The sequence below is a fragment of the bacterium genome, assembly GCA_016703265.1.
In the GTDB taxonomy this organism is placed as follows: domain Bacteria; phylum Krumholzibacteriota; class Krumholzibacteriia; order LZORAL124-64-63; family LZORAL124-64-63; genus CAINDZ01.
Map to the genome: position 1 here is coordinate 438,279 of JADJCK010000003.1, position 26,713 is coordinate 464,991.

Consider the following 26,713-nt stretch of genomic DNA (forward strand, 5'->3'; position numbering starts at 1 on the left):
CTGTTTTCGCCACAGCAAGGGAGATCTTTAGGCATTTCGGGGAACAATCGGGCACGACGAGGAAGGCAACATGCGTGCCATCAACATCCTGTTGGTTGGGAGGGGAGTCGGGGGGGATGGGCGGCCGGTCAGGTCAGGCGGGTCAGGGCTCGCCGCCGAAGACGCGGCGGGCGCCGCGGTAGGCCCGGTTCCACCAGGCATCGTCGAGATTGTCCACGCGGACCGGCTCCTGCCGGCGCGGCGCGTGCACGAACCTGTTGTTGCCGAGGAAGATACCGACATGGTCGAAGGCGCTGCGCAACGAGAAGAACACCAGGTCGCCCGGTTTCAGCTCCGAGCGCTCGACGTGCACCCCGGTGCCCGCCTGTTCCAGGCTCACGCGCGGCAGGGCGATGCCCAGCTGGCGGTAAACGTACATGGCCAGGCCGCTGCAATCGAAGCGCTCGGGCCCGGTGGCACCCCAGCCGTAGGGCTTGCCCACCTGGGTGCGGGCCAGTTCGGCCACCTTGTCGCCCGGGCCGGCGTCCGGATCCCCCGCCAGCGATGGTTCCGGCTGGTCGGCCGGCACCGGCGGACCGGCCGGTTCGCCCCCCGCCTCCGCTTCCGAGCCGATTTCCGCGAAGCCGGGATCGAATCCCGCCGCGGCCGCCTGGTCGCCGGCGGGCACCCTGCCCGGCGCCGGTGCCGGCGTAGGCGATACCGCCACGGGATGCGGGCGCGATGCGGTGGCCACCCCCGGGCCGCCCACCCGCTTGGGAGCGCAGCCGGACGCGGCCATCCCCAGCAGGACCGCCGCCACCAACCATCCCGTGATCCGCCAACCTGCCTGCATCATCCTCTTTGTGCCGCCACAGCCGCCAACCCTGCCAGGGCGCCCCTGCGGGCGCCGCAAGCTATCTCATTTTGTTCTCTTTTTTGATTCTCCGGAATGCAAACTCCGGGCCCCGGGCATCGGTCGTCGGCAGCGCGGCGCGACTCTTCGCGGGCGCTCCTTGGAGGACGCCGGGGACAGTGCTAGTTTAGCCAGACGATGAAATCACACAAGCCGGAACCGCAACACCGCCGCCGTCCGGAAAAACCCGTTCCGGTCGAACCCGTCGTCGTCGAACTGCGCATCGAGAAGCTGGTGACCGGTGGCGACGGGCTTGCCCGCGATGCCCAGGGCGCCTGCTTCGTCCCGCGCACGGCGCCGGGCGACCTCGTGCGCGCGGCCGTCGTCGAGGAGCGCCGCGGCTACCGGCGCGCCGAACTGCGCGAGCTGCTCGAGCCAGGCGCCGACCGCTGCGCCGCGCCCTGCCAGCACTACGAGACCTGCGGCGGCTGCGACCTGCAGCACCTGACCATCGAGGCGCAGCGCGCCGCCAAGCTCTCCATCATCGCCGAGTGCTTCCAGCGCCAGGGCAAGCTCGACGTGGCGGGCTTCATGGGCCCGGCCGTCTACGGCGCGCCCCTGGAATGGCGCACCAGCCTGCGCCTGCACGCGCATCCCACCGGCTTCTACGGCATGCACCGGCGCGGCTCGCACGAAGTGGTGCGGCTGGAGACCTGCCCGATCATGGCGGCGCCGTTCGCAGAGATCATCCTGCCCTGGCTGCGGTTCCTGCCGCCGGTCGAGCAGGTCGTCGTGAAGCTGGACGGGCGCGACGGCTGGCTGCTGTCGCTGTTCGGCGTGCCGGGGCGCCTGAAGATCCTCAAGAAGATCGTCGGCGCGCTGGAACCGGGCGATGCGCCGGCGCCCGGCCTGAAGGGCATCCTGTTCAACAACCGCCCCGTGTGGGGCCGCGACTACCTGGTGCATCGCGTGGGCGGGCACTCATACCGCGTCGGCGCGGGCTCGTTCTTCCAGAACAACCAGGAAATCGCCGAGGCCGCCGTGGCGATCACGCGCGGCTGGCTCGACGAGATTGCCGCCGCCGGAACGAAACTGCCGCGCCTGCTCGACCTTTACGGAGGCGTCGGCCTGTTCACGCTGGCCCTCGGCGGGCGCTTCGAGCGCGTGGCGCTGGTGGAGCTCGACGCCGGCGCCTGCCGCGACGCCGTGAACAACATCGCGCGCGACGAGTCGGTGCGCAGCCGCGCCGCAGTGCACGAGGGCGACCTGACCGAGGTGCTGCGCCCGGGCGGCCCGCTGGGCGACGACGCCTGGCGCGACGCCGTCTGCGTGGTGGATCCCCCGCGCGCCGGCCTGGGCAAGGACGGCACTGCCGCGGTGCTGGCGCGACGCCCCGCGCACGTCTTCTACATGAGCTGCGACCCGGCCACGCAGGCCCGCGATGCCGCCATCCTGGTGGCCGCCGGCTACCGGCCCCGCCAGTTGCGGGCGCTGGACATGTTCCCGCAGAGCGCGCACGTCGAGTCGCTGCTCTGGCTGGAAGACGCCGGCGAACCCGCCGCCAATCCCTGAGATGAGCGACGCCTCACTCCCATCCCTCGACAACGTGGTGGTGGTGCTGAGCCGCCCCACCGAGCCGATGAACATCGGTGCCGCCTGCCGCGCCATGAAGACGATGGGCCTGAGCCGGCTGCGCCTCATCGCCCCGCTCAATCCCAAGGGGCGCAGCGCGCGCGCCCTGGCGCACGGGGCCGAGGACATCCTCGACAACGCCCTGGTGGTCGACGATCTGCTGGACGCCGTCAGCGATGCACTGGTCGTCACCGGCACCACGGCGCGCGAGCGCCAGCTGCGCAAGCGCGCCCTGCTCACGCCGGCGGAACTGGCCGACAACATCGCCGAACATTCGCGCGAGGGCCGCGTCGTCATCATGTTCGGGACCGAGCGCACCGGCCTGACCAACGACGAGATCGACATCTGCCGCCACCTCTCGACGGTGGACACCGCGCCCGAGCAGCCCTCGCTGAACCTGGCGCAGGCGGTCATGCTCTACGGCTGGGAGATCCGCCAGGCGATGCAGCGCGCCGGCGCTCTTGACGCGCTCGGCGCCCGCGGCCGCGGCCTGGCCCCGCGCGGACAGGGTTCCGCCTCGCGGCCGAACCATCCGCACCGCGGCACGCGCCTGCCCACGCAGGGCGAGCTGGACCACATGTACGCGCACCTGGCTCACGCCATGGCCGCGATCGGCTACACGCCGCGCGAGCGCCTGAAATTCCTCACCTACCTCAGGCACCTGCACATGCGCGCCGGCATCGTCAACTGGGAGACGCACATCTACCACATCCTGGCGCGCCATATCACGGGCGCGCTGCGGGTGCCCCGCTTCCAGGGACTGCCGGGCGAGCCTGAACTGTCGGACGAGGCGCTGGCGGGGATGGCGGCCGAGATTGCCGCGCTTCCGGACGATGACGGCGGTGCGTCGGGGTCGGGGCCGAACGACCAGGCATAAGAAGGCAACGGTGAACGTGGCCGTTGCGGCCTGCGTTCACCGTTGCTGCGTTCCGGTTCGGCTGGTTGCCCGGCTTGCCTCGTCGGCTAGCCCTGCGCGATCCGCGTGATACCCTCGCTCAGCGCCGCGAATTCCGTGACGAAGGCCGACCGCCAGGCGCGCGCCGTTTCCAGGTCGTTCGCCTTGCCCGCAAGTTCGATCTCCTTGCAGACCATCGTCAAACGCGGCGCGCCGTAGGTGGCGCAGGCGCCCGTCAGGCTGTGCGCGTCCGTGACCAGCTCGGGCACGGCGCCGCGATCCATCGCCTCGAGGATGGCGATGTACAAGGGAGGGGCCTGGGCGAGAAACAGGTCGCGCAGCTCGGCGAGAATCTCGCGATCGCCGCCGAACTCCGACAGGAGGCGCGATTCGTCGATGACGGGCACTTCGGGACCGGGCAAGGCGAGTTCCTTGATCACTTCGGGAGCCTCCGCTGAGTTGGGATAGTCCGCTGGGATTGGGATCGGCCCCCGGCCGGCGTTCTTGAGGGCCGTTTTCGGCCTTCCCACCCGGGGGCTACAGGAAACGGCAGGTGGTGCCGATACCCTCCGGGTACGTGGGCCGTCCCGCCGCCGGTTGCGGCGGACCGCCCCTGACTGCGGTTCAACCGGGAGACGCGAACATGAGGTCGATCAACAAGTTGGTTCTGTGCCTGGCGCTGCTGGCGCCGATCGCCGCGGCGGCGATGGGCCCGGTGGACCTGAACGCCGAGGTCGGGTACTACGGCAGCTACAACTGGCGCGGCATGACGCTGGTGGACGGTCCGGTGGTGCAGCCCGAGCTGTCGGCCGGGCTGGGCGGCTTCGGCGTGAGCCTCTGGGGCAACGTCGACGCCGACGACGCGGACGGCACGAGCGGCTTCAACGAATACGATGTCACGGTCAGCTATGGCGCGGGCGTGCCCATGGCCTCGGTGGACCTGGGCTTCATCTATTACGCCCTGCCCGATGCCAGCGAGCAGAACACGACCGAGGCCTTCGCCAGCGCCAGCGCCGGCGTACTGTTCTCGCCCACGCTGACCGTGTACCGCGACCTCGACCAGGTCGACGGCTGGTACTGGCAGGCCGGCGTGAGCCACGGCCTGCCGCTGTCGCCCGCCGCGAACGTGGACGTGGCCGCGCGGGTCGGCGCGGGCTCGGACCGCTACCTGCAGGGCTACTTCCCGACCGCCGTCAGCAAGGCGCTCGACGATGGCACCACCGCCAGTTCGCTGACCGACCTGTCGTTCACGCTGTCGGTGCCCTGGCACCCGACGCCGCTGGCCACGGTCACCCCCAGCGTTTCCTGGAGCACACTGATGGATGACGCCAGCACCAGCGTCGAGGACGCCGGCGGCGACGCCGACGCGCTGGTCTGGGGCGTAAGCGCCGCGGTGAGCTTCTAGGCCGCGGTTTTCCCGGCAGTTTGTCGACAGCAAAGGGCCGGTTTCCCCCGCGGGAAGCCGGCCCTCCTGCATTTCCGCTGGCGAAGCCGGCCCCCGGGCCCGAGAATGGGGTGATGGAAAAATCCCCCGCTGTCCAGCCCGAGGAGGCCCATCCATGTCCCGCCGGTTCTGCAACCTGCTGGTGTGTGTCGCCATGCTGAGCGTCGCCGCCGCTTCCTTCGCCGCCGATCTGCCTCCGTACAAGCCGGACGCCAACGCGACGCGCGCGCAGGTGCCCGACATCTACAAGTGGGACCTCACGCCGCTGTTCGCCGACAACGCGACCTGGGACGCGGAACTGAAGGCCGTGCGCGCCGGGCTGCCCGCGCTGCAGGCCTACGCCGGCACGCTCGGCAAGCCGTCCGCGATGGCCGGCTGCCTGAAGCTCTACTTCGACCTGCACGACCGCGCCAGCCGCGTGGCCCAGTACGCGAACCTGGCGCTCGACAGCGAACAGACCAACCAGGATCTCCAGGCGCGCAAGCAGTTGAGCCTGTCGCTGCTGGATGAACTCAACGCCGCGTCCGGCTTCCTGCGCGGGGAACTGCTGGCGCTCGACGACGCCACCATGAAGCAGGCCTACGCGGCCAAGGACGGCCCGGCCGCGTACCGCAAGTACGTGGACAACCTGCGCCGCCGGAAGTCGCGCGTGCTGTCGCCCGACGCCGAGAGGGCGCTGCAGCTGGCCGGCGACAACCTCTGGGTCGAGATCGACCTGAACGAGGTGCCCAGTGCCTACGAGGACGCCTTCGGCGCCCTGTTGTCGGACATTGCCTGGCCGAAGGTTCACGATGCCGAGGGCAAGGAAGTGCAGCTGACGCTGTCGAACTACCCCGTCTTCCGCGCCTCGCCCGACCGCCGCGTGCGCGAGGAAGCCGTGAACGCCTTCTACACGACGCTGCGCCAGTTCCAGCACGCGTTCGCCGCCACGCTGGCCGGCCAGTTCGACCTGGACGTGACCTATGCCCGGGCCCGCGGCTACGACACCGCGCGTGAGGCCTACCTGGACAAGGACAACCTGCCGGTGGCCGTGCACGACAACCTGATCAACGCCGTGAATGCCAACCTGAAGCCGCTGCACCGCTACGTCGAACTGCGCCGCAAGGTGCTCGGCCTCGACGAACTGCGCCTGTACGACCTGAACGTGCCGCTGACGGCCGATGCCGAGATGGACGTCACCTACCAGCAGGCCTGCGCCATCCTCCCCGCGGCGCTGGCGCCCCTGGGCAAGCAGTACGTGGAGATGCTGAACCAGGGCCTGGACCCGCGCAACGGCTGGATCGACATCTACCCGAGCAGCGACAAGGACAGCGGCGCCTTCTCCGCCTCGGTCTACGGACGGCACCCCTACGTGAAGATGAACTACCAGGACAGCCTCGATGACCTGTCGACGCTGGCCCACGAGTACGGCCACGCGCTGCACAGCCACCTGGCGATGACCGCGCAGCCGTACCAGGACCACCGCTACGTGACGTTCCTGGCCGAGATCGCCTCGACCTGCAATGAAGCGCTGCTGTCGGACTACCTGGTGAAGAAGGCCGAGTCGAAGGAAGCGCGCATCGGGATCCTGGCCGCCGAGCTGGAGACCATCCGCTCGACCATCTACCGGCAGACGCTGTTCAGCGAGTTCGAGCGCGCGGTGCACGGCTACGTCGAGGCGGGCACCCCGGTCACGGCCGCGCTGCTCGACGAGACCTACGCCGGGCTCATCAAGCGCTACTACGGCCCCGGCTTCACCGTGGCCGCGAACGACGGCATGGAGTGGGCCTACATCCCCCACTTCTACTACAAGTACTACGTGTACAGCTACGCGACGGGCCTCAGCTGCGGCATCGCCATCGCCGAGAACGTGAAGGCGAACGGCCAGCCCGCCGTCGACGGCTACCTGCAGATGCTCTCGGGCGGCTGCTCCGAGCCGCCGCTGGACCTGCTGAAGAAGGCGGGCGTCGACCTGACGAAGCCGGATGCGATCAACGCGGCGCTGGCGCGGTTCGACCGTATCGTGACGGAGTTGGCGGGGCTGCTGGACATCAAGCTGTAGCCCGCCACAGGGCCATCTGAACGAAAAGGGGGGGCCTCCGCAAGGAGGCCCCCTCCTTCACAGGCGGGAGCGCCGACCCGCGCGGGCAGGCGCCCGATCGCAAGTGAAGCTAAGCTGGGTCAGGGACATCACCGTCGATTCGCCATTCCCGGCACTCGATGGAGATTCGGATCCACAAGGAAGAAGCCATGAGCACGACATTGAGGAAGATGGACACGCAATTGAAATCCTGGCTCGCCAGGATCGAGGACATGGCCGCGCGGACACCGCCGCCCGATGCCACGGCCGAGGCGCTGACGAGCCGGCGCGTGACGGAACTCCGGGCACTGCACGCGACGGCGCTGACGGAGTTCACCGGTTTCCGGGCCGCGCGTGACGAAGAGCGCGCCGCCCTCAAGCCGCGCACCGTCGTGGCCTGGAACGCCCTGGCGGCCGCACTCAAGAGGCCCAAGCCGGCGGTTTGAGACGCGGCGGCAACACAACGAGTCCGGCCGGTGCCGGACCCGTTGTGAGCCCGCACGGGTGTCCCTACTCCGCCGCCAGCAACTCCAGCGAGCGGCGCGGGTTGATGAGCTTCAACCCTTCCTGCCCGTCCACGGTGTCGGCGCCGCGCTCGATCAGCGACACGACCTGCTGCGGCGTCAGCGCGGGCTTCACGGCGAACAGCTTCGCGGCCAGGTTCAGGGCGTTGGGCGAGGCCATCGACGTTCCCGACATCTTCATGCGCCCGCCGCCCGGCACGTTGCTGTCGACCTCGAAGCCGTTGGCGTAGACGCGGACGCGACGACCGCTGCTCGTGAAGCCCGTGCGACGGCCGGCCTGGTCCACGGCGCCGACCATCATCAGGTTGGGCAGGTCCAGGCTGCCGGGCATCGACTGGTCGAACTCGACATCGTTGTCGTCGTTGCCGGCGGCCGCGACGAAGAGGATGTCCGGCGCCGACTTCATGGCCTTCTCCATGCCGTTGCGCAGGGTACCCAGCATCTCGGCCGCCAGGCGGCCGCGCTCCGCCGCCGTGCCGCCGACATTGTTCGCCTCGAGCGACGACTCGATCTCCTTCAGCGACCAGCCCCAGCTCATGTTCACGGCGCGCACGCCGTGGGCCCGGAAGTAGTCCACGGTCCGGCTGTACGACTCGGCGTGCGCCTGCGCCGTCTGCGCGGTCAGCGGCTTCGGGATGGTGTGGTAGTCGAATGAGATGCGCGCGACGAGCGCCCGCGCCGCCGGGTTCCCGGCCAGCGCGATGCCGGTGACGTGCGTGCCGTGCGCGTGCAGGCCGGCGAATCCGAGCGACTCCATGAACGGACCGACGTCGGCCGAACCCATACCGCTCATGTGCTTGCGCAGCGCCGAAGCCTCGGGGCTGTCGACACCCGCGCCGAGATCCGTGAACCCCTTCATCGACTGCATGGCCGCCTCCAGGCGACCGGTCTGGTCGCCCAGTGGGTGCAGCAGTTCGGGCACGGCCTTGCCGTCGTAGTCCCAGGCGATGCCGTGGATGTCGTCGATGAAGCCGTTGCCGTCGTTATCCTGGCCGTCGACCTTCTCCGCCGCATTGGTGAACAGGCCGTTTGGAAATGCATCCACATCCACGCCTGAATCCCAGATCGCTACGGTGACGGGCTTGAGATCGGTGCGGCCCTCCAGCGACACGTCACGCGCAGCCCAGATGTCCTTCTTCTCCTCCTTGCCGGCGTCCAGGAAGCCGGCATACGCCGCCACCAGTTCCTCGCGCAGCGGCAGCACGGTGTTCATGGCCACGCCGATGCCCACGATCTGCCCGGCCAGGTCCGAGCTCACTTCTCCGGCGGCCGCAACGATGGGGTCGAGCTGGCTCTGCACCATGCCGGCGATGACGGTCGGGCTCATGATCTCCATCCGCCCCTTCTGGGCCTGGATGTTGTCGCGCACAAGTTCGGCCGGCAAAGCGGCCAGGTCCCGATCCAGGGCAGCGCGGAAGGCCGCCTTGAACGCCGGCGTGGTCTGGTCGTTGCCTGCGGCGCGACGCGCATCGACCCAGGCCAGGGCCACCAGGCCGGTGGTCAGTCGCGTGGCCTCCTTGTCCTCGAGCGCGCGCACCGCCTCAACCCGGGCCGGCACGTCAGCGTCGCGCCCCGCCTGCAGGTCAAGCGACAGCAGCGTGTTGAGCAGGCGCTGGCGGGCCGCCTTGTCGCCGATCTCGTAGGTCGCCAGGTCCGATTCGATGTCCGTCCGCACGCTGGCGCAGAACGCCCCGAAGGCCGCGGGGTCCGCGAGCATCGCGCTGACGGATCCGGCAACGCGGTAGGTGTGCCGCGGCATGTCGTCGAGCGTCTGGACCGGGGTCTTCGCGGATGACACGGCTGCCGCCAGCAGCAGGGCGCCACCGACGACGAGACGGCGAAGCATGGCCATGGATTTCACGGACGGGAACCTCCTGCTGACGGGCGGAACGAAGCGGCGGGCGCCTGCCCGGGGAATGGTGCTCACGGGGGCGTCTCGTGGTTCGGGAACAGGATATCCGGTTCGCCTGGTGATTACCAGACTGCGGCATGCCGATTCCGGCCACGGCGCCGCCGGTCGTTTGCCGTCCTCGCCCGTTGAACTAGCTTGTCGGCCCTGATGCCGCGACCGCTTCACGCCGGCGCCCCTGACGGCCGGGAAAGGACCGGACCATGAGTGACCCCAGGATCGCCGCCCGCCGCCCCGCCGTCATCGAGCTGGGTGCCGGACGGCACGCCTACTGCAGCTGCGGGCAGTCCACGAAACAGCCCTTCTGTGACGGCTCCCACGCCGGCTCGGAGTTCCGCCCGGTCGTTTTCGAGCTGGCGGAGCCGAAGACCGTGGCCATCTGCCAGTGCAAGCACACCGGCAATGCGCCGTATTGCGACGGGACCCACAGCCGGCTGCCGTAGGCGGCGCTATTGCACGATCAGCACCGGCACCTTCACATGGTGCCGCACCGAGTCGACGGTGGCGCCCAGGACGACGTCCTTCAGGCCGCGATGGCCATGGGCGCCCATCACCAGCAGGTCGGCTTCCGATTCGCCGACGAGCGCGGCGATCGCCTTGACGACGCCGCCGAAACCGACCCGGAACGATGCCTGGTAGCCCAGGTTCGCCAGCTGGGCCACGTAGGCCTCGAGGTTGGCGGTGTCGCTGAGCGTCTCGTAGTCGCGGCTCTGCTGCCCGATGTAGTTGGCCACGGCGCTCTCCACGACGTGGATGAGGACGTAATGGGCCTCCTGGCCGCCGGTGGCCACGGCGGCGTCGATGGCCAGCTGGTCCGTCTGCGAGAAGTCGACCGTCACGCAGATGCGGCGGCGCAGCATCACGCGGGGCGGGCCAGCAGCGGCACGGTCTCGTGCATGAGGACGGGCCGCCTCTTGCGCACGACGCCGATCCACGGCGCCACGGTGATGTAGGCCAGAAGCACCGCGAAGGCGCCGGTGAGCGGGATCGCCACCCAGCGGGCGAAGGTCCCCACGCCGCCGCCCTGCGCCAGCCAACCGCCGATCTCCGAGACGACCAGTCGGCCATTCAGCCCGATGATCACGGCGGCGCACAGCCAGCCCAGCACCTGGATCGTTCGGCCGACGGTGAAGTCGCCCATGTTCCGCCGGTCGGCGCACAGGTGCAGCAGCGGCACCACCGCAAAGCCCAGCTGCAGGCTCAGTACCACCTGGCTGAGCACCAGCAGGGCGCCGAGCGACTCGCCCCCGAAGAAGACGATGGCGATGAGCGCGGGCGTGATCGCGATGAGCCGCGTCATCAGCCGCCGCAGCCACGGCCGCACGCGCAGGTTCAGGTAGCCTTCCATCACGATCTGCCCGGCCAGCGTGCCGGTCACCGTGCTGCTCTGCCCGGCGCCGATCAGCGCGATGGCGAACAGGGTGGGCGCCAGGTCGCCGAACAGGCCGCGCAGCAACTGGTGCGCATCCTCGATCTCGGCCACCGCGGTGTAGCCCTTGGTGTGGAAGGCGCTGGCGGCCAGGATGAGGATGGCGGCGTTGACCAGGAAGGCCACGTTCAGCGCGATGCCGGTGTCGAGCAGGTTGAAGCGAAGCGCCTCGCGGATACCCTTGGGCGTGCGCTCGATCTTGCGCGTCTGCACCAGCGACGAGTGCAGGTACAGGTTGTGGGGCATCACGGTGGCCCCGATGATGCCGATGGCAATGTACAGCGCCTGGTCCGACAGCGCCGAGGGCAGGAACCCGCCCATGACATCGGCCACCACCGGCCGCACGATCACCATCTGCGCCAGGAACGACAGGCCGATGATGGTGACCATCGAGATGATGAACACCTCCATGATCCGCATGCCCTTCTGCATGAGGAACAGGATCAGGAAGGTGTCCAGCGCCGTGATGAGCACGCCCTCGAGCAGCGGCAGGCCGAACAGCAGGTGCAGGCCGATGGCCATGCCGATCACTTCGGCCAGGTCGCAGGCCGCGATCGCGATCTCGGCGAGGATGTAGAGCGGGATGTTGATCACTCGCGGGTACGTGTGCCGCGAAGCCTGTGCCAGGTCGAGGCCGCGCACGATGCCCAGGCGACTGCTGAGGCTCTGCAGCAGCAGCGCCATCAGGTTGCTCATCAGCAGCACCCAGATGAGCTTGTAGCCGAAGGCGCTGCCGCCGGCGATGTCGGTGGCCCAGTTGCCCGGGTCCATGTAGCCGACGCTGACCAGGTAGGCGGGGCCGATGAACGCGAGCACGCGCCGCCACCGCGCCCCGTGCTTCGGGATGGCCACGCTCTCGTGGACTTCGCTCAGCGAGTTGTATTGCCGATCCATGCACTCCCCGGTCGGCCGCGTCACTCCCGGCGCTTCGCAATCACGCCGACAGGATCGCCTGCTTCTGGCCCGCAAGTCGGACAATCAAGCTGCACCGGTCACCCGCCGCCACTGGCTGCGGGTATCGAGACCTGTCATTCAACCGGCTTGGCATCGCTGGCGCCGGATTCAGATCAGATAGAGATCCACCAGCACGACGCCCAGCAGCACCATCCCCACCCAGGAATTGATCTCGAAGAAGGCGCGGTTGAGCCGCCGCAGGTCGCCGCCGCGCACGAGTGCCTGCTCCCAGGCCAGCAGCGCCGCCATCACCAGCACGCCGACCAGCGACACGGGGCCCAGCACCCCGGCCCGCCGGAACGCCGCCGCCATGCAGGCGATCGCCAGCACATGGAACACGCGCGACAGCACGAGCGCCCTGCCCGTGCCCAGGCGTGAAGCCAGCGAGTGCAGGCCCACGCGGCGGTCATGGTCCACGTCCTGGCAGGCGTAGATGGTGTCGAACCCGGCCACCCAGAACATGACCGCCGCCGACAGCCAGAGCGGGAACGGCGCGAACGAGCCGGTCACCGCCAGCCAGGCCCCCACCGGCGCGATGCCCAGCCCCAGCCCCAGCACCAGATGCGAGAGGGCGGTGAACCGCTTCGTGTACGAGTAGCCCAGCGTCACCAGGAGCGCGACCGGGCTCAGCTTCAGGCACAGCGGATTCAGCTGCCAGGCCGCCACCACCAGCAACGCGGCAGCCAATACCGTGAACACGGCGGCGCCCGCCACCGAGACGGTGCCGGCAGGCAGGTGCCGGTCGGCGGTGCGCGGGTTGGCCGCGTCGAGGGTGCGGTCGGCCAGCCGGTTGAAGGCCATGGCGGCGCTGCGGGCCCCCACCATCGCCACCAGCACCCACAGCAGCGTGCGCGACGCCGGCCGGCCCTCGGCAGCCACCAGCAGCGCGATGAGCGCGAACGGCAGCGCGAACACCGTGTGCTCGAACTTGATGAACGACAGGTAGCGACGGACCAGGCTCATGATGGCGGACCGGGATGGTTGCAGGTGGTGGCAACGACGCGCGCCGAAGCTACCACCTGCAGGGAGTGGCGGCAAGCGGTGGCGCCGGGCAGTGGCTGCCTACGGTGCACCCGTCGAATGCAGCGCCAGCCGGTTGCCCTCACTGTCGACGATGACCGCCCGGCACCCGTGCGGCCCGATCGCGTGCACCGGCTGCACCACACGGCCGCCGTGCTTCACGACCTGCTCCGCGGCGGCGTGGATGCGTCCGTCCACGTTCAGGTAGACGAGGAATCCCCCTTCCGCGGTGATTGCCGCGGGATCCAGGACCAGGCAGCCGCCGTTGCCATCGTGGTGTTCGATGACGCCGAAGGCCGTGCCGCCGAAGCTGTCGAGCGTCACCTCGACACCCAGGACGGCACGGTAGAATGCAGCGGCCCGCTCGAGGTCGGCCACCGGGATATCGAACCAGACGGCACGGTTGTGCTTCGTATTCAGGTCACTCATTGACGAACCCCTTCACGGAATCGCGAGGCACTTCAGGAAATCCCGGGCCACATCATAGCGCACCCGGGCCCCGGCCTGCACGTGTCGCGCTTCGCGTGGGGCCGGCGTCCGGCGCGGCAGGCACGCCGGCTGCATGGGGCGGCATCCCGGGGATTGAGACGGGCGTTTGATACGCCCGCCATGGCGGGTGGTTCGGCGGAAGGGAGAAGACATGCTGGAAGGGCATCGTTGGGGAGCGCGCCTGAGGCGCACGGTAGCGATCTGCACGATCACGGGACTGGGTCTCGGCCTGTCGGCGACCACGACCAGGGCCGCCACCGGCGCCGCACCGACGAAGTCGGCCGCATTCGAACTGGGCGCCACCACGGGATTCGGCGCGCGCGCCGACTTCACGCTGCACGACTTCACGCGCGACCTGCCGCTGTCACTGCGCGTGGGCGTGGGCTACGCCGGCCGTGACGCCGGCGATCCGCTGGCCGCGCGCCGCGTATTCATCAACAACAACACCAACGGCACCCCCGACGAGTCGGGCCACTCCTGGCAGTTGCGGCTGGACCTGGCGCGTCCCGTCGCGAGGCTGGGCAGGGCGCCGGTCAACCTGGGCCTGGGTGTGCGCAAGGCGTTCTTCACCGGCACCTTCGACTACATCGGCGGCAACGAGAACTTCGACGTCACCTGCCGGCCGTGGGGCGTCGGCTTCGCCTTCGACACGGCCTTCGCCATCGGCCGCAGTTCCGACCTCACGCTGGCCATGGGCCTCGACCGCTACTTCGGCGCCACCCTCGAGGGCCACGACACCGCCTACAGCCCCGACGGAACGGCCATCAACCAGCAGGAAGACTACGCCTGGGCCGACGCCGACGACGCCATCAACCAGCCGAGCTGGGAACTGACGGCGGTGATGGGCGTGCGCTGGCGGCTGGCCGACTGAGCGACACACAGGCGTCATTGCAGCAGGCACCACCAGGAAAGAGCGCCGCCGCCCCCCCCAGGGCAGGGACGGCGGCGCCTTCATCACCGGACAGCGGCGATCAGAAGTCGAACACCGCACTCAGGCGCGCCGTGCGCCCCGGCTCCATGACCCGCAGTCCCGAAGCGAACGGGTTGCGCTGGTACGACAGGTGCTGGGTGAAGGAGGCGTTCGTGGCGTTGTCCAGCGCCAACGCGTAGAGCACCCCTTCACGCTCCAGTTCCAGGCCGAGATCCAGGCGGTTCCAGGCGCCGGTCCGTTCCTCGTCCTGCGAGAGGTCGACGCGGCCCTGCCCTGCGGCATGCTGGTAGGTGGCGCGCGCGCGACAGCCCTGCCAGCGCGGCGTGCGCAGGTTCAGGTCGAACAGCACGGGCTGGATCTCCGCCAGCGGCGCGTTCGTCGCGATCTGCTCGCCCCAGTTCCAGGCCAGCCCCGCGTCCACCAGGTCCCAGGCGGCCCGCACAGAGGCGCCGGCAAGCATGGCGTCCACCCCGTCGTAGGTCTGGCAGGGCACGTTGCTGACCAGGCGGCGGACCAGCGTCGGGTAGTCGCTCACGCGCGTGGCGAACACCTCGGCGCGCACCGCTCCCCTCCTGCCGACCAGTCGCAGCGTGGCGCGCAGCGGATCCGACAGGCCGGGATTGCCGACCCAGTCCGCCGACATCCCCGGCTTGTCGACGACGATGAACTGCTGCTCGATGCCCGGCGCATCGGCCGCGAGCTCGACGGCCGCCGTCATCGCCAGGCCCGACAGCAGCTGCGAACGGCTGGCGGTCACCCCGAACGGAACCGACCACTTCTCCAGCTCGGCGCCGGCGTGCACACGCTGGAACGCCGCCAGCTGCGTTTCGTCATGGACCTTCGTGCGCGCCAATCCCAGCCGCAGCACCAGCCAGGGCTCGTCGACGGAGCCGAGGGCATGGCGTACGCCCGCGCCCAGGCGCCACACATCGGGCAGCATGTGGCTGTTGGTCCGGGCGCCCGGATTGGCCACCGGGGTGATGACGTTGTCGGCATCCCAGTGACGGGCGTAGACCTCGTAACGGTCGCCCACCGCACCCATCATGGTGTTCTCGGCGTCGGTGGACATCACGGTGGTGCCCAGGCTGCGGCGCAGGCCGTTGTCCATCAGGTGTTCGGTCCGGTTGAAGTAGAGGCGATGCCCGAGCCACGAACCCGAGAACTCGATGCGGTCGTTCTCGCGTTCATCCATGAGCAGGTACGGGAACAGGATGTCGCGCGAACGCTCATGGCCGGCGCGCAGGTCGCCGTGCGCCAGCCGCGCCTGGGCGCGGACCTCGCGGATGTACGTGGCCGGCGTGCGCGCGAAGCCGTAGAGGTCGGTGAACGTGTTCCCGTCGGCGTCCGTATAGGCCTCGATCTGCCGCCAGCGCGCGGCCAGGCGCGAGCCGCGTCCCTCGACCGACAAGGTGCCGTCGACGCCTTCGGCATGACCGGCCGAGCCCTCGGCGCGGCCGCGCACCAGCCAGGGCGAGCCCGGCAACGACCGGCGCAGGCTGACGGTGCCGCCCAGGCCCGACTGCAGCGAGGTGCCGTCGCGCGCGAGCGTGGCCGCGTCGATCTCGAGCAGGTCGACCTGGCCCAGGCGCGTGTCCATGCGGTTGGGACAGGCCGTCTCGCAGCGTTCGCAGTCGATGGTCACGGTCAGGTCGTTGCGGCGGAAGCCGTCGGCGTAGAGGTCGCCGACGCCGGCTGCGCCCCGGGTGACCATCGTGAACGGCGTGGCCCGCAGCACATCGGCCAGCTGCTGGCCGGGCTCCACGGTACGCGTTTCGGCGCCGGCGTGCAGGCGTGCACCGACCACGTGCACGGTGTCGGTCTTCGCGATGCGGGGCGATGCGGATCCCGCCGGTTCGGCGGCCACGACCGGCGTCGCCGCCGCGGGCAACGTCAGCAGGCAGATGACTGCCGACAGGTACAGTGAATGAATCCCGGCCCGCAACGCAGGCGGTCGGGTGTGGCGCGGCACGGCCGCGCGTATTCCCTGATAAGTCATGTTTGGCGCTCCTTCTCGGGTCCTTGGGCCGGTCGCAGGCGCGCGCCGGGACGGCGGCGACTGCGGGCCGGCGCTGATGGAAAGGACAGGAAATCAGGCGGAGAAGGAGGCGGCTTTCGGGACGCGGTCGCGCGGCTCGGGGCGCCACGCGGCGGCGGCGGCGCGCCAGGCGCCGTCGAGCAGGTCACGGTCGGGCGGGCACACGCAGGCGCGGAACCCGGCGGCCACGTGCAGGTCCTGGTGGCTCGCCGGTGCGTGCTGGTGATCGCGCTGCCCGCACGTGCACGTGGCAACGAAGGCGGTGGTCACGGCGACGATGGGTTCGCTCCCGCCGGCGCAACAATCGGGAATCGCGGGATCGGCGGCGGGCTCGTCGCAACAGCTCGCCGCGGCAGGCTCCGGGCTGCAGCACGCGGCGCCGCAGCAGTCGGCGCCGGAGGTGCAACCGCAGGCGCCCGTGCCGACGCCGACCGAAGCGTCGAAGAGATCGCGCGCCATCGCGACAGCGGCCGTGCCGAGGCTGCCGGACAGGTAGAACAGGATGACCAGCAACCCCAGGGAACGTCGTCGTGTCCGGTTACCGGCGCTCAATTCCGTCCAATCGCCTGCGGGCGGAGACACGTGCGTGCGAGTCGCCATTATGGCCACCGCACCACCGTCCGCGCAAGCGGCGCCTCAGGCGCCCACCAGCTTCGAGCGGAACATGAAGAACACCGCACCCATCAGGCACAGCCCCGCCCAGAGATAGTCCAGCTTCAGCGGCTCGCGGAGGTACCACACCGAGAACGGCACGAACACCACCAGCGTCACCACCTCCTGGATGATCTTCAGGTGCCCCACGCTGAGCACCGTGTGCCCGATGCGGTTGGCCGGTACCTGGAAGTAGTACTCCAGCAGTGTAATGCCCCAGCTGACCACCACCGCAACCAGCCACGGTTTGTGGTTCAGTTCCTTCAGGTGGGCGTACCAGGCAAACGTCATGAACACGTTGCTGCAGACCAGCAATCCAATCGAAATGGCGATGGGCTTCACGGAAAGATGCCTCCGCGGATCGGAAGTGCGTGTGCGCGGGCGCTCGCGATGCGGACTATCTTGGCGCAATCGGAGAACAGTTTCCGTCGGTAGCGGACTGCTGTCGACAAGTATTACATTGGGTATCTGCCGTCACGTCCCGAACTGAAAGCAGTAGCTTATGAACAAGCAGATTGCGTGGACCGCGCTGGCAGTCCTCATGCTCGTCGCGCCGGCAGCGATGGCCGAATACAGTGACGACGAAGGAAAGGCCTTCGGATTCCGTGTCGGATACGGGGCGGAACCTGACCAGTTCGTCTTCGGCCTCCAGGCCGACATGGGCCCGACTTACGGTCGGCTGCACTTCGTACCGAGTATTGACGTGGGTCTCGGAAGCGAAATGACTACCATGAGCCTCAACAGCGATTTCAAGATCTTCATGCCACTCCCCAATTCGTCCCTGCTGTTCTACGGACTGGCTGGCCCGACACTGTCGCACTGGATCCTGGACGAAGCGGAGGATGACACCGAGATCGGCTTCTCGCTCGGCGCGGGCGCGCGAGTCGAATTCGGTGACATCGGCTGGTACAATCTGGAGGCCCGCTTTGGTACCGGCGACATTCCGGAGTTGAGGATCATGGCGGGGCTGCTGTTCGGAAGCCGCTGAACGTACCCGCATCATGGAAAAGCCCCGGCCGTTTCCGGCCGGGGCTCGCAACAAGCACACATTCAGCTTGCCAATCGCTCCGCTACTTCACGAGCGTCATCTTCCTCTGAAGTTCGCGGCCATCAGCGCGCAAGCGGTACAGGTAGACCCCCGCCGCCGACTGCCGCCCGCTGTTGTCCCGTCCGTCCCACACCACGCGCTGCTCCCCGGCCACGGCGGCCCCGTCGAGCAGCGTGCGGACCAGGGCGCCCCGCGCGTCGAACACCTTCAGCTCCACGCGCCCGTCGCGCACGAGCGAGAAGGCGATCGTCGTCGAGGGATTGAACGGGTTGGGATGGTTCTGCGCCAGGGCCATCGCCGCCGGCAGCCCTTCGGCCGGCGTGGCGCCGGTCGTGGCCTGGATGCTGATGTCGTCGATGGCCCAGCCCCAGCCCGTCACCGCGCTGTCGGAGAACAGGCGGAAGCGCAGCAGGATCGTCTCACCCTTGGCGAAGGTGTCGTTCAGCACCGTCTGGTGGGCGCGGAACAGCGACTCCGAGGGTGCCGGGCTGCCCGAGTAGAAGCTGTTGAGCCAGGAAGCGTCGGACTGGGCGTCGATGCCCGGCGCCACCGGCAGCCAGGTGATGCCGTCGCGGCTGCCCTCGACCACCACGTAGTCCCAGAACGACGTGTCGCCGAACACCGCGCCCGGGTCGCCGGGCTCGACGATCGCGATCTCGTTGTAGGTCAGCGTCGTGTTCTCGGCGATGACGATCGGCGTCTTCAAAAGGGCAATGGGCGCGGCGCCGTTGGTGTAGTCGTGCGTGGTGTGCAGCGCCGGGTCGGTGAAACCGCCGGGCGTCAGGACGGAGAACTGCGTCAGGTCGAAGTCGGCGCCCGAGTTCAGGCTGCTCACGTACTCGAACGAGGGCGCTGCCAACGCCAGGGCGTTGAGCGAGCGCGTGACCGAGTCGTAGGCGATGCCGCCCTTGAACGAGCGCGCGAAGGCCGTCTTCAGCCCCGAGGCCATGACCGGCACCGTCAGCGACACGGACTGCCGACGCGTGTTGGGCCCCACCACCTGCACCTTGGCGCCGTTGATCCACACCTGGGTGGAGTCGTACACCGAGCGCAGGTTGAACTGCAAGCCCAGCCCGCCGCTCGGCGGCTGCACCATGTAGTCGAACAGCGGCCGGTAGACCTGGCCGGCCTCCAGCGCCGTGTCGGTCATCGACCAGATGCCGCGGCCGTGCGTGCCGGCGATGATCTCGTCCTCGACCGCCGTCAGGCGCCAGACGCCGACGGCCGGCAGGTTGTAGTTGGCCAGGGCCCAGGAAGCGCCGCCGTTCAGCGACTCGACAATGCCGATCTCGGTCGCCGCCCACAGCCGGTTGGTGTCGTTCGGCCACACGACCAGGTCGTACACGGCCACGTCGGGGAACCCGTTGGAGCTGGTCACGCCGGAGCCGTTGTAGCCGGTGATGTCGGTCCAGTTGGCGCCGAGGTCGGTCGTCCGCAGGATCTTCGGGCGCTTCGAGAACGAGAACATGGCGTAGGCCGTGTTCGCATCGGTCGGGTGCGTGGCCAGGCCCGAGGCGGGGCCCATGACGGCCAGCGGATAGAGCGACGTCGGGTTGAACGAGGCCCCGTTGTCGGTCGACACGTTGATGCGGCCGTTGGCGTCCATGCGGCTGCCGGCCCAGACGATGTCGGGGTTGGCGTTCGACACGCGCACGCTCAGGAACGAGCTGAGCGAACCGAGGTTCGCCGGCGAAATCGACGTCAACGCCCACGAACCGCCGAAGTCCGTCGACTTCCAGACGCCCGAGACGCCCACCGCGAAGATCGTGTCGGGGCGCTTCTGGCTCTTGGCGATCTTGGTGATGAACGGCGCCGTCGAGCTGCTGTTGTTGGTCATGCCATTGGTGGCCGACTCCCAGGTGGCGCCGCCGTCCAGCGAGCGCTGCAGCCCGTTGTACTGGTAGCCGCCGATCAGCTTCAGCGGGTCGTCGAAGTGCCACGAGGTCTCGTAGCCGTCGCCGCCGATGCGGAAGTCGTAGGCCGCCACCGCGTCCGGGTTGTCGCCCGACTGCCAGGTACCGTTGTCCTGCGTGCCGCCGAAATAGGCACTGCGGCCCGGCGCCTTGTCCACGCCGTAGAACTGCGTGGTGACCATGCCGGTGATCGGCATCGTGTAGCCGGTGGCGCCGCCGGCCGTGCGGGCCACGCCGCCGTCGTTGGTGTTCAGCAGGTACCAGGTACCCTGATAGGGCACTACCCGCAGGGCATGATGGTCGGGGTGTGGAAACGAGTAGCTGGCCAGACGCGAGGTCGTGCGCGACGAGGAACCCACCGAGGCCAGCGTGATCTGCCACAGCTCGGGTCCGCCCACATAGACGATGCGCGCATCGGTGGGATTGCAGACGATGGTGTTGTCATACCAGCCCTGCGAACCCAGCCAGTTGGGCTCGGTGCCGACCTCGAACGTCTCCTGCCAGTTGGTGCCGCCGTTCCACGACACCCACAGCTCGCTGTGCCCCGAGCCCTGCGACGAGGCGAACAGGTAGTTCGTGCTGACGGGCGAGATCGCCAGCTCGAAACGGCCGGTCAGGTTGGTGATGCCGTTGTTGATCGTCGACCAGGTGAGGCCGCCGTTGGTCGACTTGCGGATGCCGCCGCCGTACACGCAGGCGTACTGGATGTTGAAGTTGTTCGGGTCGGCCACCAGCTGCAGGATGCGCGGGTCGCCGAACACGCCGGTGCCCGTCTCGGTATGCACCACGGTCCACGACGTGCCGCCGTTGGTCGAGCGGAAGATGTTCGAGGTGCTGTCGTAGTCGGCCTTGTAGCGCCCGACGGTGGTCGAAGCCAGCACCAGGTTCGCATCGGTGGGCGACACGAGGATGCGCGAGACGTTGTTGAACCGGATGTCGTTCAGCGTCGAGGCGAGCGGCGTCCAGGTCTCGCCGCGGTCGGTCGACTTCAGGATGCCGTTGCCGTTGATGACATCCACGCTGTAGAAGCTCTCGCCCGTGCCCGCGTAGAGGATGTTCGGGTTCGACGGCGCCTGCACCAGCGCCGAGACCGGCAGGTTGGCGATCTCGTCGGTCAGCTGCCGCCACGAAGCCCCGGCGTCGGTCGTCTTCCAGACGCCGCCGCCCACACTGGCCACGAACCAGGTGTTCGTCGTCGCGTCACCCGGGTCGACGAGGATCTCGCGCGCACGACCGGCCACGTTGCCCGGGCCGCGGCTGGTCCAGACCACCGACTTGTCGGCGCGCGCGAACGGCAGCGCCTTCTGCAGCTCCATGCCCTGGTAGCCGGTGCGGTACTCGGGTTCCTTGCGGTCGGCCGGCACCTTCAGGTCGTGCAGGGCGCGCGCGAACTCGTCGGGGAACCCGGCCTGGGGCCGGTCCTCGCGCCAGGCCTGCAGGCGATCCAGCTTCAGCTGCGCCTTGAAGGCCTTGTCCGAACCCGGCGCGGCATGGCGCAGCTGGTTCTCGAGCTTGGCCTGCTGGCGCTGGTCCCAGCCGGCGTCGGCCTTGACCATATCGCCGACAAAGGCCCCGAAGATGGCAACAAAGGCAACGACCGCGAACGCAGCCACGGACAGTCGGGACATGTGTGGTCTCCTCGTACAGGGACGACGGAGGGGCGAACCCCCGCGGAGGACGACGGCGCAAGGCGGAACGATCCCGCGACGGGCCGACGTCAGGCAGACTATATTATATCATGAAAATTGATGATCGGGCAACTCGGATGTATTTCATCCTCTAAAGGCCGACCCGGTCAGCTCAGCGGCTGCCTGGATTCCCCCAGCGCCCGCTGGTCCCACGTTGCGGCGAGGAAAGAATCGCCCTGCAGCCGGTAGAGACCGGCCAGCGACCGGGCAACCCCGCGCACGGCCTTGCTGTCGCTGTCGAGCGCCGCCGTCAGGATGTCCCACGCCGCGAGCAGTTCCGTTTCAGCCTCCGCGTACCGGTTCGTCTCGGCCAGAAGTGCGCCCAAACTGGCGCGGACCGCGCCCGCCCGCCAGGCCCGCGCTCCTGCGGTCGTCACGAACACCTCCAGCGACCGGCGGAAGAGCTGTTCCGCCTCCGCGAACCGCCCCTGCTTCTGCAGGGCCACCCCCAGGTTCTTCCAGATCAGAGCCGTCTGGGGATGCGCCGCACCGTAGATGGCCTCGGCTTCGCGCGCGGCATCGCTCAACGTCTGCTCGGCCGCCTCGTACTCGCCCAGACCGGTCTGCGCGAAGCCCAGGTTGCCCAGCGCCGTCAGCACCGCCGGGCTGGGTTCGCCGTGGAAGCGGCGGCGTAGCTCCAACGACTCGCGATGCAGCTCGACCGCCTCGGCGAACCTCTCCTGGTCCGCGAGCAGGGTGGCCAGGTTGTTCAACGACAGGGCCAGGTCGGCACCCTGCTCATCCGGCAGGACCTGTCGGTCAATGGCCAGGGCCTCTCGCAGGCAACGCTCGGCCTCGGCGTAGCGGCCCAGGTCGGCGTAGGTGTTGCCAAGGTTGCCCATGACGGCGGCGTACTCCGGGTGCAGGCGGCCGACCGTGCGCTCGCGGATTGCGCGGATCTCCTCGCAGCGGCGCAGGGATTCCTCCAGGTCACCCTTCTCCCAGTGGACACGGCCGATGCGGTCGATGGTGACGATCACCCGCTCGTCGGCGGAATCCAGCAGCCGGCGCCGGATCTCCAGCGCGCGCTCGAGGAATCGCAGGGCCAGGTCGTATTCGCCCAGTTCCAGGTATGTGTCGCCGATGGTGAAGCTCAACGACGCCGCGACCTCGGGCGCCGCGGCGAACCGCTCCTCCTGGTCCAGGCGCGTCGACGCTGCGTCCAGGATCTCACGGACCGTGACTTCCCTGCCGCGCGCATTGTCCGGCTGGACAGCCACGAGCATATCGGAAAGGAACTCGTTGATGGCGCGGGTGGTGGCGGCCTCTGTCTCGGCCCGCTTCTGTTCGCGCGTCGCGCGCACCAGGCCGGTGACGGCCAGCGTCGTGCCGGCCAGGATCGCCACCAGGACCGCCGAGGCGGCCACGACGCCCACGCGATGCCGGCGCGCGAACTTGGCGGAACGGTAGCGGAGCCCGGGTGGCCCCGCCGTGACCGGCTGGTCGTGACGGCTGCGCGCGATGTCCAGTGCCAGTTCGTGGGCTGTCTGGTAGCGGCGGTTGGGATCCTTCTCCAGCGCCTTCATGACGACCCAGTCGAGATCGCCGCGGACCTGCCGCCGCAGCGTCCCCGGTTCGGTGGCGCGGGCCGCGGCCGCCGTCGTGGTGCCGGGGTCGTTCGCAATCAGGCGCAGGCTGGGCCGGGGCGGGTCCTTCTCCTTCAGGATGCGCACCGACTCCAGCCCCGCGACCGCGCGCAGTGTTCCCGATTCGAACGGCAACCGACCGCAGACCAGCTCGTAGAGAAGCACGCCCAGCGAATAGATGTCGGAACGCGTGTCGACCTGCGCCGGATCGCCGGCGGCCTGCTCCGGGCTCATGTACTCGAGCGTACCCAGGAGCGCGCCGGCCTCGGTGCGCAGTCCTCCACTTCCGGGATCGTCCGCGATCGCCTTCGCGATGCCGAAGTCGATGATGCGGGGCGACGCCACGCCGTCCACCTCGGCCACCATCACGTTGGACGGCTTCAGGTCGCGGTGGATGATGCCGCGCTGGTGCGCGTGCTGGACGGCGTGGCAGACCTGTTCGAACAGTGCCAGCCGTTGCGGCAGGCGCAGTCGGTGCTCGTCGCAGTAGGCCGTGACGGGAAGGCCGGTCACCAGTTCCATCGCGAACCACGGCCGGCCGGATTCCGTGCTCCCCACCTCGAAGACGTGGGCGATGTGCGGATGGTTCATGACCGCCAGCGCCTGGCTCTCGGCGGTGAACCGCGCCGCGGCCGCCGTGCCGCCGAAGCCGCCCCGGATCACCTTTAGCGCCACTTCACGCTGCAACGGCTCCTGCTGCAGGGCACGATAGACCGTGCCCATGCCGCCTTCGCCCAGGGTCTCGAGGATGCGGTAGCTCCCGATGGTCTCGGGACGCCTTTCCTCGCCGACCGCGTGCGCCGCCGCCCTGCCGATGCGCCCCGCCACGTCGGCGGTGACCCCGGCGCCCGCCGGGGCGATGTCGCGCGCCAGCAGCGACAGCGCCTCCTGCCGCAGTTCGGCATCGTCGGCGCACTGCGCGCGAACGAACGCCTCGCGCTCCCCGGCAGGCCTGGCGAGGGCGCCGGCCACCACGTCCTTCAATCGCTGGAAGCGCGGGGTGTCCACGGCGTCAGTCCCGACTCAGTTCGCGGCTCAGCCAGAGCCGCGCCACCGACCAGTCCTTGGCCGCCTTGCGACGCGAGACACCGACGACGGCCGCGGCCTCGTCCAGCGTCAGCCCGGCGAAGAAGCGCAGCTCCACCAGCTGGCCGGTGCTCTGGTCCAGGTTGCTCAAGCGCTCCAGCGCTTCATGAAGGTCGAGGATGCCGCACGTGTGGTCGTCGTCACCAAGCAGGTCTGTCCGGATCGTGACGTGCTGGGCACCGCCGCCACGCTTGGCGGATTGTCGCTGCCGGGCATGATCGACCAGGATCTGGCGCATGGAGCGCGCGGCGATGCCGAAGAAGTGGGCGCGGCCCTGCCAGTCGATGGCGCGGGCGCCAACCATCCGCAGGTAGGCTTCGTGGACCAGGGCGGTGGGCTGCAGGGTGTGGGCAGCCTGCTCCCGGCGCAGGTAGCCGGCGGCCAGCGACCGCAGCTCCGCGTACACCAGTTGCAGGAGTTCTTCGGCCTGGTCGGGGCTGGCGAGATCCAGGTTCTGCAGCAGGCGGGTCACCGGTGTGGGGGCGTCGTCCATACAATCGCTTTCTGCGGAGCGATTCGATTTTCGCCTCTGCTTCAAGAATAGCACTCAATACATGACCATTTCCATGTGATTTCACGAAGCTCATATGTTATTGAATTTCCAACACATAGACAATCGGCCCGACAGATGTCACACGATTTCGCCGGCGGCGTGCACGATTTACCGGACTTCTGCGCATGTGCAGGTGAAGGGGGCAGCGGCCCCCGGACCCACACCGTCCAGGAGGCCTTTGGCGATGATGAAGACCACGCGCAAACCCATTGGAGCCCTCGCGCTCATGATCCTTGCCGCGCTCATGGGCGGCTGTTCCGAAGATGCTGCCGCCCCCGACAACGTCGTCGTCGCGGATGTGAACGAATTCCTGGTCGGCCTTCCGACCTGGGAGCAGTTCTCACCCAACCAGGGCGACTCCGAAACCGCCGTCGGCGATCCCGAGACCATCGAGGAAGCCGTCGACGGCCAGGAATTCGTCTGCGAAACGACTCCGTTCTCGATCACCCGCACCCCCGACAAGATCGTTACCATGAATCCCGACCTGGAGGTGCTCTGGCCCGGTTCGCTGCTGCAGGGCCAGGGCTACGCGATGGGCATCGGGTCGCTGGCCGAACTGCCGATCCGCGAACGCGCGCCGCTGACGATCGCGATCGATCTCCTGACGTCGAACAACACGCGAACCGTCGCCGAACCCACGCTCGCGACGGTCAACCAGGCCATCGGCGAACTGATCCAGGCCGCCACCGACGCCGGGCACGCGGCCGGCAGCAACGTGCTCTTCACGCAGGAACGCATGCACACGGTCAGCCAGGGCCTGCTCAAGATGGGACTCTCGGCGAAGTACACCGGCGCCGAGATCAACTCGAACCTCGAGGTCAGCTACTCGGCCGAACGCACCAACGTCACGGCCTATTTCATCCAGCGCATGTTCACGGTCTCGGTCGTGCTGCCGTCAACGCCCCAGGCCTTCTTCTCGGAAGACCTATCCGCCGACAAGCTGCAGGAGCAGGTGGATCGCGGCCGGATCGGGCCCGACAACCTCCCCGTCTTCGTCTCCAACATCTCCTACGGACGCATGCTGGTCTTCTCCCTCAGTTCGCAGGCGACCGAGGCCGAGATCCAGTCGACGCTCAACGTCGTGCTCGAATCCGGAGGCAGCGGCGGCGGCGCCAACCTGACCGCCGAGCAGCAGGCCCTGATGGAGAATGCGCAGATCAAGGTCGTCACGGTGGGAGGCGATGCGTCCCACGCCCTGGCGCTGATCCGCTCGGGCAACCTGTCCGAGTTCTTCCGCACCGACGCCACGCTGACCTCGGCCCGACCGATCTCCTACACCATCCGCAACCTGGCCGACAACACCATCGCCAAGGTCAGCGAGACGACGCAGTACAGCCTGCGGCAATGCGCGCCGGCCGTCCTGGTGCCGACGGGAGCCGAGTACGAGATCACGATGCAGCAGCTCACGTACGTGGACTGGGGCGGGCTTCTTTGCGGCGGCGTCTGCCCGTTGATTACGGGCTACGACTTCTACGTCAACGACCAGGCCGGGCAGCAGCACCTGGCGACCTACGATCCGGCCGTCGGCGCCGCCATGTGCGAGGGCAACTCCTGGCCCCTGCAGTGGAACGGGGGCGCCGCGCAGGTGAGGACGGTGCGCCTGCACAACGACGGCCGCGATTCGGTGCGGCTCTTCGGCAACATCCGCCAGGTCAGTCCCTTCGTGAGCTGGGACCTGACCTACCGCAACACGATGCCGACCGGCAACCTCGCCTACACCCGGTGGGACACGCCTTCCGGCGAATGCTGGCGGTACCGCATCACCTTCAACGTGCGGAAGACCGGGGATCTCTACGACTGAGCGAGTGGCGCCGGCGTGGACGGGCCGGCGCTGCGAAGGCGCCCTGGGTCGATCGGAGACCGGTTGACCCTTGGCGCTTTCCCCTATGCCCGCATGCGGATCTTTACATTTTCAGCAGATTATGATAACGATTGATCAGGGGAAGAAAGGTCCAAAAATTCCTGGAGGGAACGTCATGAAAAGGGTATCGGCACTGTCCGCAGTGTTACTGGATGTCATTTCAACAGTTACGCT

20 protein-coding genes and 1 pseudogene are annotated in these 26,713 nt (G+C 68.7%); 9 read left to right on the forward strand and 12 right to left on the reverse strand.

What is annotated here, in order from left to right; translation table 11 throughout:
* Nucleotides 1-142: 142 nt before the first annotated feature.
* Nucleotides 143-799 (reverse strand): C40 family peptidase, encoded by a 657-nt coding sequence (locus IPG61_06120; protein ID MBK6733655.1) that lies wholly within the window; start codon nt 797-799, stop codon nt 143-145.
* A gap of 231 nt (nt 800-1,030) precedes the next feature.
* On the opposite strand from IPG61_06120, the gene IPG61_06125 reads away from it, so the two are divergent.
* Nucleotides 1,031-2,404, forward strand: coding sequence for a class I SAM-dependent RNA methyltransferase (locus IPG61_06125; protein MBK6733656.1), 1,374 nt, complete (start codon nt 1,031-1,033; stop codon nt 2,402-2,404).
* 1 nt (nt 2,405) lies between these two features.
* Nucleotides 2,406-3,341 carry a TrmJ/YjtD family RNA methyltransferase gene (locus tag IPG61_06130; GenBank protein ID MBK6733657.1) on the forward strand — a complete coding sequence of 312 codons (936 nt, stop codon included), beginning with the start codon at nt 2,406-2,408 and terminating at the stop codon, nt 3,339-3,341.
* A gap of 86 nt (nt 3,342-3,427) precedes the next feature.
* On the opposite strand, the gene IPG61_06135 is transcribed toward IPG61_06130, so the two are convergent.
* A complete protein-coding gene (locus IPG61_06135; GenBank protein ID MBK6733658.1) occupies nt 3,428-3,799 on the reverse strand; it encodes an Hpt domain-containing protein in 372 nt (123 codons plus the stop codon).
* Between the two features lie 203 nt (nt 3,800-4,002).
* Between IPG61_06135 and IPG61_06140 the strand changes: the two genes are divergently transcribed.
* From IPG61_06140 to IPG61_06150, 3 genes are all read left to right on the forward strand, one after another.
* Complete coding sequence (locus IPG61_06140) at nt 4,003-4,764, forward strand: hypothetical protein (GenBank protein ID MBK6733659.1); 762 nt, start codon at nt 4,003-4,005, stop codon at nt 4,762-4,764.
* Nucleotides 4,765-4,918: 154 nt separating this feature from the next.
* Nucleotides 4,919-6,844 carry an oligoendopeptidase F gene (gene pepF / locus IPG61_06145; protein MBK6733660.1) on the forward strand — a complete coding sequence of 642 codons (1,926 nt, stop codon included), beginning with the start codon at nt 4,919-4,921 and terminating at the stop codon, nt 6,842-6,844.
* Between the two features lie 188 nt (nt 6,845-7,032).
* Nucleotides 7,033-7,308 (forward strand): hypothetical protein, encoded by a 276-nt coding sequence (locus tag IPG61_06150; protein ID MBK6733661.1) that lies wholly within the window; start codon nt 7,033-7,035, stop codon nt 7,306-7,308.
* Between the two features lie 64 nt (nt 7,309-7,372).
* On the opposite strand, the gene IPG61_06155 is transcribed toward IPG61_06150, so the two are convergent.
* Nucleotides 7,373-9,247, reverse strand: a complete 1,875-nt coding sequence (locus IPG61_06155) for a S8 family serine peptidase (GenBank protein ID MBK6733662.1) — start codon at nt 9,245-9,247, stop codon at nt 7,373-7,375.
* 251 nt (nt 9,248-9,498) lie between these two features.
* Between IPG61_06155 and IPG61_06160 the strand changes: the two genes are divergently transcribed.
* Nucleotides 9,499-9,738 (forward strand): CDGSH iron-sulfur domain-containing protein, encoded by a 240-nt coding sequence (locus tag IPG61_06160; GenBank protein MBK6733663.1) that lies wholly within the window; start codon nt 9,499-9,501, stop codon nt 9,736-9,738.
* A 6-nt stretch (nt 9,739-9,744) separates the two neighbouring features.
* On the opposite strand, the pseudogene IPG61_06165 reads toward IPG61_06160, so the two are convergent.
* From IPG61_06165 to IPG61_06175, 3 genes and pseudogenes are all read right to left on the reverse strand, one after another.
* Nucleotides 9,745-11,618, reverse strand: a pseudogene (locus IPG61_06165) (Nramp family divalent metal transporter).
* A 168-nt stretch (nt 11,619-11,786) separates the two neighbouring features.
* Entirely contained in the window at nt 11,787-12,641 is an 855-nt protein-coding gene (locus IPG61_06170) for a UbiA family prenyltransferase (protein MBK6733664.1), read from the reverse strand.
* A gap of 99 nt (nt 12,642-12,740) precedes the next feature.
* Entirely contained in the window at nt 12,741-13,127 is a 387-nt protein-coding gene (locus IPG61_06175; protein MBK6733665.1) for a VOC family protein, read from the reverse strand.
* A 211-nt stretch (nt 13,128-13,338) separates the two neighbouring features.
* Between IPG61_06175 and IPG61_06180 the strand changes: the two genes are divergently transcribed.
* Nucleotides 13,339-14,058: a hypothetical protein gene (locus IPG61_06180; GenBank protein MBK6733666.1), complete on the forward strand. Its 720-nt coding sequence runs from the start codon at nt 13,339-13,341 to the stop codon at nt 14,056-14,058.
* Nucleotides 14,059-14,158: 100 nt separating this feature from the next.
* Here IPG61_06180 and IPG61_06185 read toward each other — a convergent pair whose 3' ends face one another.
* The 3 genes from IPG61_06185 to IPG61_06195 form a co-directional block, all read right to left on the reverse strand.
* Nucleotides 14,159-16,114 carry a TonB-dependent receptor gene (locus IPG61_06185; protein MBK6733667.1) on the reverse strand — a complete coding sequence of 652 codons (1,956 nt, stop codon included), beginning with the start codon at nt 16,112-16,114 and terminating at the stop codon, nt 14,159-14,161.
* A gap of 93 nt (nt 16,115-16,207) precedes the next feature.
* Nucleotides 16,208-16,705 carry a hypothetical protein gene (locus IPG61_06190; GenBank protein MBK6733668.1) on the reverse strand — a complete coding sequence of 166 codons (498 nt, stop codon included), beginning with the start codon at nt 16,703-16,705 and terminating at the stop codon, nt 16,208-16,210.
* Nucleotides 16,706-16,789: 84 nt separating this feature from the next.
* Entirely contained in the window at nt 16,790-17,146 is a 357-nt protein-coding gene (locus IPG61_06195) for a DMT family protein (GenBank protein ID MBK6733669.1), read from the reverse strand.
* A 160-nt stretch (nt 17,147-17,306) separates the two neighbouring features.
* Here IPG61_06195 and IPG61_06200 point away from each other — a divergent pair, with 160 nt between their 5' ends.
* Entirely contained in the window at nt 17,307-17,792 is a 486-nt protein-coding gene (locus tag IPG61_06200) for an outer membrane beta-barrel protein (protein MBK6733670.1), read from the forward strand.
* An 82-nt stretch (nt 17,793-17,874) separates the two neighbouring features.
* Here IPG61_06200 and IPG61_06205 read toward each other — a convergent pair whose 3' ends face one another.
* The 3 genes from IPG61_06205 to IPG61_06215 all read right to left on the reverse strand — a co-directional run bounded on the left by IPG61_06205 (nt 17,875) and on the right by IPG61_06215 (nt 24,618).
* A complete protein-coding gene (locus tag IPG61_06205) occupies nt 17,875-21,393 on the reverse strand; it encodes a hypothetical protein (protein ID MBK6733671.1) in 3,519 nt (1,172 codons plus the stop codon).
* A gap of 167 nt (nt 21,394-21,560) precedes the next feature.
* On the reverse strand, nt 21,561-24,047 hold the full coding sequence (locus tag IPG61_06210; protein ID MBK6733672.1) for a serine/threonine protein kinase: 2,487 nt from the start codon (nt 24,045-24,047) through the stop codon (nt 21,561-21,563).
* A 4-nt stretch (nt 24,048-24,051) separates the two neighbouring features.
* Entirely contained in the window at nt 24,052-24,618 is a 567-nt protein-coding gene (locus tag IPG61_06215) for an RNA polymerase subunit sigma-70 (GenBank protein ID MBK6733673.1), read from the reverse strand.
* A gap of 244 nt (nt 24,619-24,862) precedes the next feature.
* On the opposite strand from IPG61_06215, the gene IPG61_06220 reads away from it, so the two are divergent.
* Nucleotides 24,863-26,479: a thiol-activated cytolysin family protein gene (locus tag IPG61_06220; GenBank protein MBK6733674.1), complete on the forward strand. Its 1,617-nt coding sequence runs from the start codon at nt 24,863-24,865 to the stop codon at nt 26,477-26,479.
* The last annotated feature ends 234 nt before the right edge of the window (nt 26,480-26,713 follow it).

Excerpts from the sequence above, each read along its gene's own strand:
- IPG61_06205 (MBK6733671.1), bottom strand. The coding sequence starts at position 21,393 with ATGTCCCGACTGTCCGTGGCTGCGTTCGCGGTCGTTGCCTTTGTTGCC.
- IPG61_06185 (MBK6733667.1), bottom strand. The coding sequence starts at position 16,114 with ATGACTTATCAGGGAATACGCGCGGCCGTGCCGCGCCACACCCGACCG.
- IPG61_06160 (MBK6733663.1), top strand. The coding sequence starts at position 9,499 with ATGAGTGACCCCAGGATCGCCGCCCGCCGCCCCGCCGTCATCGAGCTG.
- IPG61_06215 (MBK6733673.1), bottom strand. The coding sequence starts at position 24,618 with ATGGACGACGCCCCCACACCGGTGACCCGCCTGCTGCAGAACCTGGAT.
- IPG61_06125 (MBK6733656.1), top strand. The coding sequence starts at position 1,031 with ATGAAATCACACAAGCCGGAACCGCAACACCGCCGCCGTCCGGAAAAA.
- IPG61_06150 (MBK6733661.1), top strand. The coding sequence starts at position 7,033 with ATGAGCACGACATTGAGGAAGATGGACACGCAATTGAAATCCTGGCTC.
- IPG61_06180 (MBK6733666.1), top strand. The coding sequence starts at position 13,339 with ATGCTGGAAGGGCATCGTTGGGGAGCGCGCCTGAGGCGCACGGTAGCG.
- IPG61_06220 (MBK6733674.1), top strand. The coding sequence starts at position 24,863 with ATGATGAAGACCACGCGCAAACCCATTGGAGCCCTCGCGCTCATGATC.
- IPG61_06130 (MBK6733657.1), top strand. The coding sequence starts at position 2,406 with ATGAGCGACGCCTCACTCCCATCCCTCGACAACGTGGTGGTGGTGCTG.
- IPG61_06140 (MBK6733659.1), top strand. The coding sequence starts at position 4,003 with ATGAGGTCGATCAACAAGTTGGTTCTGTGCCTGGCGCTGCTGGCGCCG.
- pepF (MBK6733660.1), top strand. The coding sequence starts at position 4,919 with ATGTCCCGCCGGTTCTGCAACCTGCTGGTGTGTGTCGCCATGCTGAGC.
- IPG61_06200 (MBK6733670.1), top strand. The coding sequence starts at position 17,307 with ATGAACAAGCAGATTGCGTGGACCGCGCTGGCAGTCCTCATGCTCGTC.
- IPG61_06175 (MBK6733665.1), bottom strand. The coding sequence starts at position 13,127 with ATGAGTGACCTGAATACGAAGCACAACCGTGCCGTCTGGTTCGATATC.
- IPG61_06170 (MBK6733664.1), bottom strand. The coding sequence starts at position 12,641 with ATGAGCCTGGTCCGTCGCTACCTGTCGTTCATCAAGTTCGAGCACACG.